Annotated in this window: 9 protein-coding genes; 8 read left to right on the top strand and 1 reads right to left on the bottom strand. The window is 62.5% G+C overall.

The genetic code is table 11. The features are described from left to right. Positions 1–158 precede the first annotated feature (158 nt). From istA to AC1DBN_RS21175, 8 genes are all read left to right on the top strand, one after another. Entirely contained in the window at positions 159–1,712 is a 1,554-nt protein-coding gene (gene istA / locus AC1DBN_RS21210) for an IS21 family transposase (RefSeq protein WP_477724167.1), read from the top strand. After that, positions 1,709–2,458, top strand: coding sequence for an ATP-binding protein (locus tag AC1DBN_RS21205; RefSeq protein WP_477724166.1), 750 nt, complete (start codon positions 1,709–1,711; stop codon positions 2,456–2,458). The genes istA and AC1DBN_RS21205 overlap by 4 nt, the downstream gene beginning before the upstream one ends. A gap of 88 nt (positions 2,459–2,546) precedes the next feature. Further along, positions 2,547–2,726 carry a hypothetical protein gene (locus AC1DBN_RS21200; protein ID WP_477724165.1) on the top strand — a complete coding sequence of 60 codons (180 nt, stop codon included), beginning with the start codon at positions 2,547–2,549 and terminating at the stop codon, positions 2,724–2,726. 334 nt (positions 2,727–3,060) lie between these two features. After that, on the top strand, positions 3,061–3,630 hold the full coding sequence (locus AC1DBN_RS21195; RefSeq protein WP_314213347.1) for an HNH endonuclease family protein: 570 nt from the start codon (positions 3,061–3,063) through the stop codon (positions 3,628–3,630). A 43-nt stretch (positions 3,631–3,673) separates the two neighbouring features. Beyond that, positions 3,674–4,033, top strand: a complete 360-nt coding sequence (locus AC1DBN_RS21190) for a hypothetical protein (protein ID WP_314213346.1) — start codon at positions 3,674–3,676, stop codon at positions 4,031–4,033. A gap of 429 nt (positions 4,034–4,462) precedes the next feature. Continuing rightward, the gene (locus AC1DBN_RS21185) at positions 4,463–4,693 is read left to right on the top strand and encodes a hypothetical protein (protein WP_314213345.1); all 231 of its coding nucleotides are present in this window, start codon (positions 4,463–4,465) and stop codon (positions 4,691–4,693) included. A gap of 96 nt (positions 4,694–4,789) precedes the next feature. Continuing rightward, positions 4,790–5,518: a PspA/IM30 family protein gene (locus AC1DBN_RS21180; protein ID WP_477724164.1), complete on the top strand. Its 729-nt coding sequence runs from the start codon at positions 4,790–4,792 to the stop codon at positions 5,516–5,518. Between the two features lie 118 nt (positions 5,519–5,636). After that, a complete protein-coding gene (locus AC1DBN_RS21175; protein ID WP_314213343.1) occupies positions 5,637–6,242 on the top strand; it encodes a hypothetical protein in 606 nt (201 codons plus the stop codon). 861 nt (positions 6,243–7,103) lie between these two features. Here AC1DBN_RS21175 and AC1DBN_RS21170 read toward each other — a convergent pair. Further along, positions 7,104–7,685, bottom strand: a 582-nt coding sequence (locus AC1DBN_RS21170) for a sugar phosphate isomerase/epimerase family protein (RefSeq protein WP_477724163.1), incomplete at its 5' end; no start/stop codon positions are given.

Genomic DNA, 7,685 nt, shown 5'->3' with positions numbered 1-7,685 from the left:
TGAATATTCGCTCTTGAGGGGTCCATCTGTGGTGCGGGTTAGCGCCAGGGTGCGTTCCCAGAGTTTGCGCTGTTCAGCGCCGGTATTGGTGTGGTTAAGCGCCGCCTGAGAGGCTCCTTCCACCGCGTGAGGGCCACGTGGTGGAAGGAGTACCGGTAATGGTACGGAAGATTAAGGCGAAGCTCGTCTTGCAGTTGCGCAATCAGGGCCTGTCCGGCAGAGCGATCTCGCTTGCTCAGGGCATGTCCAGGCACAGCATTCAGGCGGTGATTGATGCTGCGGAGCAGCTCGGGCTCGGTTGGGACGACGTTGCGGAGAAGTCTGAGGGCGAGGTGTATCTGGCGTTGTTTCCCGGTCGCGGGGTGCGGGAGAGCGTGTTCGCGCAGCCGGACTGGGTCCAGGTGCACCGTGAGCTGGCTAGGGTTGGGGTGACGTTGAAGCTGCTGCACCAGGAGTATCTGGACGGGTGCAGCCGGGCCGGGCAAGCGGCGATGAGTTATGACCGGTTCTGCCGGCTTTACGGCGATTACGCCAACGTCACTGGCGCGTCGTCTCGGGTTGGCCATAAGGCCGGCCGCAGCGTCGAGGTCGACTGGTCCGGGCCGACGATGCAGCTCGTTGACCCGGCAACGGGCGAGGTCTCGAAGGTGTATTTGTTCGTCGCGTGCCTGCCGTTCAGCAGGTATGCGTTCGTGGAGGCGACGTTGGATATGCGGCAGGAGTCGTGGCTGCGCGCGCATGCGGCGATGTTTGCATTCTTCGGCGGCACGGTCCCGCGGCTCGTCCCCGATAACCTCAAGACCGGGGTGATTTCTCACCCGCGCGAGGGCGAAGTCGTCCTCAACGACGCCTATCGCGAGATGGCGTCGCACTATTCGGCGGCGGTACTACCGGGCCGGGTGCGGCGCCCGAAAGACAAAGCCAGCGTCGAAAACACTGTCTCCCACGTCGCCACCTGGGTGATTGCGGGTCTGAGGCAGGAGCAGTTCACCAGCCTGGTGCAGCTGCGGTCCCGGATTCGGGAGCAGATCGATGCCTACAACCGACAGCCGTTTCAGAAGCGGGAGGGCTCCCGGCTGAGCGTGTTCACGGCCGAGGAGAAGCCGCTGCTGCAACCGTTGCCGGCGGTGACTTTCGAGATCAGCACCTGGACCTATGGCCGCAAAGTCGGCCGGAACGGACACGTGGTCTGGGCAAAGAACTTCTACTCCGTCCCGTTCACGCACATCGGCGCGCATGTTGATCTACGCGTAACGGACACCATGCTCGAGATCTACCGGGGTGACGAGCGTCTGACCAGCCACCTGCTGGTGCCCGTGACGACGACGAACCAGTATCGGACGAACGAAGCCGACCTTCCCGAGGGGCACAGCTGGCAAGCGTGGGACCGGACCCGGATCGACGCCTGGGCGTTACGGATGGGACCGGCGACCGGGACCGTGATCGAGAAGATCTTCGAGTCTGTCCGCATCGAAGAAGCCGGTTACGACCCAGCCTTGGCGGTCCTGCGCCTGTCTCGGAGGTTCTCACCAGCCCGGGTGGAAGCCGCATGCCAGCTCGCGCTGCGCGGGCCGATACGATCACCCCGTTACGCCCACCTGCGGCCGATCCTGGACACCGGTCAGGACAAGACCGGGCACGTCGAGGACTCTGAAGTCGATGATGGCGGATACGTGCGCGGCAGCTCCTACTACGCAGGAGGGACCCGATGAGCCGCCTGGACACGGAAACCAAACGCAAGCTACGGGAGATGAACGCGGATGAGCTGCTGGAGGCCATAGATACCCAAGACGAGACGCTGAGCATCAGCCTGCCGTTCGAAGATCGCCTCCGGCTGCTCGTCGATGATGCCTACGCCTCGTTCACCCATGCCAAAGTCACCGGCCTGATCCGGCGGGCGGGGCTGCGCTACCCGAATGCAGACCTGCGCCGCATCGACCTCCTCGACGAACGGGGTCTTGACCGGCCGCTGCTGAGCCAGCTCGGCACCTGCTCGTTCGTGGCCCGGCAGGAGAACGTTGTCTTCCAAGGGTTCACCGGGTCGGGGAAGTCCTATCTCGGATGCGCGATTGCTAAACGCGCCTGCGAACATCGCATCCGCGCTCATTACGTCCGCATGCCCGACCTCGAGGAAGCCTGGGTCGCCTCCCAAGACACCCCTGGCGGATCCGGTAAGTTCCTGCGCAAATATGCGGCATTCACCCTGCTTGTCATTGATGAGTGGCTGCTGGATCGACCCACTGAATCGATGCGCACCATGCTGCTGGAACTGATGGAACGCCGCTATGGGGAGACCTCAACAGTGTTCTGCACCCAGTACTCGCAAAAGGACTGGCACCAGCGGCTCGGTTCCGGCGTCCACGCCGACGCAATTATGGACCGGATCATCCACAACACAACCTGGGTCGAGACCGGCAACTACAACATGCGCGAGCACACGGCACTCGCAACTGCCTAGCAACCGTCATGGAGGGCGTCGGCGGCGTCAGGTCACGCGACCGCTGGCGCTCTCTCGCACGAATCCCGGCGCCGAACCGCACGAACAAGTGGCGCTCAAAGCTTCAAATACTCAGCTGCGCGATGGCGCGGCCAGCGGACGCTTCCCCCACGCATGCTGGGGCAAGGGAAAAATCATTTTCACATCAGAACACATCCGGGAAATCGCCAAGCTCAGTGAGATCCTTCCCGACTCCGCCGGATTCCGTAAATCACTGGACGACCGCTGACGAAGCAGCGGCTCATAGGCACATGGTCAAAGGTACGACTCACCACAGCGAACTGACCTCCGCCTGACAGCCCGGTTCTGGCAAGTACTCCAGCATGTGGCGGGCACGACATGCACTCTTGCCGTTTGTAGGCGATGCCCGACGATAGCGTGGAAACCTTGCTAAGCAACACAGAAGGGCCGCTCACATCATTCGCTCCACCGCCCCAGTCCTGACAGCTGCAGCCGCCCTTCTTCTGGCCGGTCCTCTTGTTGGCTGCGACGTTGCCGCCCGCGCAATAGACGGCGTCGGTTCTGCTCCCAGCAACTCTGCGACTCAGCCGGGTGGCGGCGACATGGGCCGTGCAGCCGCCCAGGCTCTTGTTCAGTTGGAGAGCATCCCAGTTAAGGGCCGCGCCCCGAAGACCGGCTACACCCGCGATGAGTTCGGACCTGCCTGGGCCGATACAGACCGCAACGGGTGCGATACCCGCAATGACATTCTCTCCCGCGATCTGACCGGCGAAACGTTCAAGGCAGGTACCCACGACTGCGTCGTCATGACAGGCACGCTGGCGGACAAGTACACCGGCGCCACCATCAACTTCGTCCGCGGCCAGAACACCAGCTCCGACGTTCAGATCGACCATATCGTGCCACTCAGCGACGCCTGGCAAAAAGGTGCACAACAGCTGAGTGCCGGTCAGCGCAAACAGCTCGCCAACGACCCACAAAACCTCATGGCGGCCGACGGCCCCACCAACAGCGCCAAAGGCGACAAAGACGCCGCAACGTGGCTACCGCCGAACAAGGCTTTCCGGTGCGAATATGTTGCACGCCAGACAGCGGTCAAGGGCAAATACACTCTCTGGGTAACCCAGGCAGAGCACGATGCCATGGCCGGCATCTTGAAGGGCTGTCAGTAAGCGCGTCGCAACAATTCCCAAATACTGTGTAACACTTCGTGGCATGAACGATCCCCGAAGCCGGATCCTGCCACTCCTTCGCCAAGGCGAAAAGCTCGTGTGGGTGGGTCAACCCGATCCGCAGGTCCGTTTTACCGGGGCGGACGCCTTTCTGGTGCCATTCAGCATCCTCTGGGGCGGCTTCGCAATCTTCTGGGAGTTCATGGTCGTCACCACCGTCAAGCAGCAGCCCTTCTTCGCGCTGTGGGGCATACCCTTCGTCCTGGTCGGTCTCTATTTCATCTTTGGCAGATTCATCGTCAAGAAGCGGCGGAAGCTACGCACGGTGTACGGACTCTCTGATCGCGGGCAATCGTCTGCATCGGAGACCGATCCGTTTCAGATTCGCCTGTCAGCGGGGTAGCGACCAAGGTAGATCGGTCCAGAGATGGGCGCCACGTCAGCGTGGCGTTCGGGTCTCAGGGCATGGGTGGAATTTTCGGAATGGGTTTGGGAATGTACCAAAACACCGGGATGGATGTCGTTAGCTTCGGGCTGGGGCAAACGGTGGCCTTCTACGACGTTGCCGACGCCGAGGGCCTGCTTAGTGCTTTGGACCAGGCCGGAGTCGGCTGATATTAGGCGGTGGACCGGAAGCACCGCACGGTCTTGCTCGTCCTCGCTTTGATGGTCCTGATCGGCTGCGGCCTGGCGCGGACAACGTTCTCCGGTCGGGCACCCGAACCGGTTATGCTCGAGGACGCCCGGGGCAGGGGACGAGCCGGAAGATGGCTTTCGTCAGGCATGTGGGGAATTCTTCGGCCCCAGGTCGTGTCGGTGGGAGACTTTGACTATGAGCGTCCAGCAGTGGTGGCCAAATCTTGAGCCCACAACGCAACAATGGCTGATCAATAACAACGGTGATGTCCTTCCGCCCGAGGTCATTGCAAAGATTGTCGAGGCAGGTGGGCCGCCGCCGGGGGACCCATGGTGGGGCAGAAACGGTGAATCCGAAGGCTTCCTGTTCCCCGATGAGGCTATCGATTGGATTGAGGAGACCGCTAACGGCGAGGATCGAACTTGAAGCGCCAGGTCTTCCAATGCGCATACGATGTTGTGGTCATGGCCAGTCTTGCCGGACGCATAGAATGCGAAGGCAACCACCGATAGAAAGACCTCCGTGAAGCAGAGTATTTTCGCCCGCGTTGCCCAGCTGGCCAAGGCCAACCTGAACGCCCTCCTGGACTCCGCGGAAGACCCGCAGAAGATGCTGGACCAGATGGTCCGCGACTACTCGAACAACATCCGTGAAGCCGAGGCCGCGATCGCGCAGACGATCGGCAACCTCCGGATGGCCGAGGACGACCACAACCGGGCTGTCGACGAGTCCACCTCCTGGGGCAACAAGGCAGTCGCAGCGTCCCGGAAGGCCGACGAGTTCCGGACCGCGGGTAATAGCAGTGACGCGGATAAGTTCGATGCCCTCGCCCGGCTGGCTCTTCAGCGGCAGATGACCGCCGAGACCACAGCCAAGGCCCAGGCGCCTGGTCTGGCCGCCCAGAACGAGGTCGTCGATAAGCTCAAGAGCGGCCTGGACCAGATGCGCGGCAAGCTCAGGGAGCTGACCGCCAAACGCAACGAGCTGGTCAACCGGGCCCGGGTCGCCGCCACGCAGACCCAAGTCAACGACGCCCTCAAGGCCCTGGACACCGGAGACCCAACGTCGGCCATTGGCCGGTACGAGGAGAACATCCGCCGCCAGGAAGCCACCGTCCGCGGCCAGCAGGAACTCGCCGCCTCCTCCCTGGACGCCCAGTTCGCCTCCCTCGAAGACCTCGGCGAGCAGACCGAAGTGGAAGCCCGCCTCGCCGCACTCAAATCCATGGACCGGAAAGCCGTCGACGGCTAGAGGAAAGAACCGGGTTGTTGAAGGGTTGACCAAGGATGGTCGAATCCCTTGCCTGACCTGCATCTCGCCGCTTGGATCGGACTATGAGGATTCAGCCTTACCCGGGGCGCGGCCGGTTATGAACAAGCCGGCAGCTGCCGGGGGGACACCGCGGGGCGGTTGGTCGGCCTGGAGAGAGTGTGCCGGAAGCCACCCTATTCTGCACGCCGTCCTGGTCGGGGTCACCACTGGTTTCCTCTGGCTGGGCGTCAGCCTCATTCTGGGACGCAACGCGGGCTTTGCAGCGGTCAATGGCATCTTCTACGGACTGGCGGTCGCATCAATGACATGGTTCGCGCAGAGGCGGTTCCGGAAGACCGACGCCAGACTCGACGAGCGAGGGCAGGCGCTCATGTTCCTGCGGTATCCCTATGCGAGGCCCGGTTCCCTAAGCACCATTTGGCAGATGGGCATCGCAGATCCGGGGCCGGGCCGGATCGACTTCCAACCAGCCGTCTACGAAGATCTTGTGCCAACCGGCCGGAGCAAGGCCCTGACCGGGCTTGGCGCCGTTTCAGCTCCGCGGTATGCGGATCCTGACGACAATAAGCATCACGTGCCGCCCGGTTTCCAGGTCGTCAGTGTCGAATCAGACGGCGGAGTCATCGAGATCGCGGCCAGGCCAAAAACGCTCCAGAGGATTCGGGAAGCCGTTGAGGCGCCCTCCATAGGCACCGATTCCTGACCGGTCTGAGGGAACAACTGGGGTGAGCTGATTCGCTGCGGCCTGGCGCTCGTTGCCCGCGGACTTTCCTGCCAAGTGTCGGATCGGCCGCGAGGAACTGGCCCGACTTCCGGAAGTCACGTCCCACGAAAAAGATGGCGACGATGTAAAGAATGGCGCCACCCGCAGAAAGCCATCGGAGAGGACTTTCGAACATTGCTACCTGCTGGAAGAAGATGTAAAACATCGCCACCGAGTAGACGAGTTGGGTAGCGAGTCCCTTTCTGGCTTGGACGGCTGCGGCATGTTTGACGTTCATGTGGTCCGGGGTCGTGGCCGCCCTGCCGAGGATCTGCCGGCGTACAGCCTTCCGTTCGTCGTCGCGGAGGGACAGAGTAACGTCGCTGGTGGCCATGTTGCAGCAGTCTCGAGGACTTTGGCGTTGGAGACGAGGCCGCCGATCATAAGGCCGACGCCGGTCAGGAGACAGCCAAAGCCAAATATGTTGGTGATGCTGGCTTCGTCCGGGAAGGACAGCATTCCTAGGCTCGCACCGGTGGGGAAGAGTACCACCGCCCCAATGGGCAAATAGAGGGTGAAGTAATTTCGGACAGCACGGCCCAGACAAAGGTCGGCGACTCCCTCCGCCCGGCGTTCCGCCTTCGCCCACCGGTCCGCCGACCCGGCCAGCAGGTCGTCGAGCCCGCCCATCGATACCTCCCGGTTGGGAACCGCATACTTCTGAGTCCAGGCTACGTCTGGGACGCCAGTTGGCAAACTCGTTCTCAATCACGTACTTGATCACTTTGTCGGTGACGAGTCCCGAGACAAGAATTCCTCATCGAATGCTGCTCTTCAATGGAGTCAGTTCTGGTTCACGCCTCAGTCCTTGCTGCTGAAGGCGGCGTCGAAGCTGGTCTGGGAGGCGGGGAAGTCGTATTTTTTGAGGGCGGCGAGGGCTTCGGGGGCGCCGTGGAGGCGGTCCATGCCGGCGTCTTCCCATTCGACGGAGATGGGTCCGTTGTAGCCGATGGCGGCCAGCGCCCGGAAGGACGCTTCCCAGGGGACGTCGCCGCGGCCGGCGGAGACGAAGTCCCAGCCGCGGCGGGGGTCGCCCCAGGCCAGGTGGGAACCGAGGACGGTGTTCCGGCCGGTCTGGCGGATCTTGGTGTCCTTGCAGTCCACGTGGTAGATCCGGTCCTTGAAGTCCCAGATGAAGGACACGGGGTCGATGCCCTGCCACATCATGTGGGAGGGGTCCCAGTTCAGGCCGAACGCTTCGCGGTGGCCGATCGCTTCGAGGGTGCGGACGGTGGTCCAGTAGTCGTAGGCGATCTCGGAGGGGTGGACTTCGTGGGCGAAGCGGACGCCGTTGTCGTCGAAGACGTCCAGGATGGGGTTCCAGCGGTCGGCGAAGTCCTGGTAGCCGGCGTCGATGACTTTTTCCGGGACGGGCGGGAACAT

Source organism: Pseudarthrobacter sp. 10T415 (assembly GCF_056394175.1).
Note: the sequence above shows the minus strand (reverse complement) of the source record. Positions and strands in the feature narration are given on the sequence as shown.

Coding starts and splice junctions, on each gene's coding strand:
- istA (WP_477724167.1), top strand. CDS start 159: ATGGTACGGAAGATTAAGGCGAAGCTCGTCTTGCAGTTGCGCAATCAG.
- AC1DBN_RS21205 (WP_477724166.1), top strand. CDS start 1,709: ATGAGCCGCCTGGACACGGAAACCAAACGCAAGCTACGGGAGATGAAC.
- AC1DBN_RS21195 (WP_314213347.1), top strand. CDS start 3,061: ATGGGCCGTGCAGCCGCCCAGGCTCTTGTTCAGTTGGAGAGCATCCCA.
- AC1DBN_RS21190 (WP_314213346.1), top strand. CDS start 3,674: ATGAACGATCCCCGAAGCCGGATCCTGCCACTCCTTCGCCAAGGCGAA.
- AC1DBN_RS21185 (WP_314213345.1), top strand. CDS start 4,463: ATGAGCGTCCAGCAGTGGTGGCCAAATCTTGAGCCCACAACGCAACAA.
- AC1DBN_RS21175 (WP_314213343.1), top strand. CDS start 5,637: ATGAACAAGCCGGCAGCTGCCGGGGGGACACCGCGGGGCGGTTGGTCG.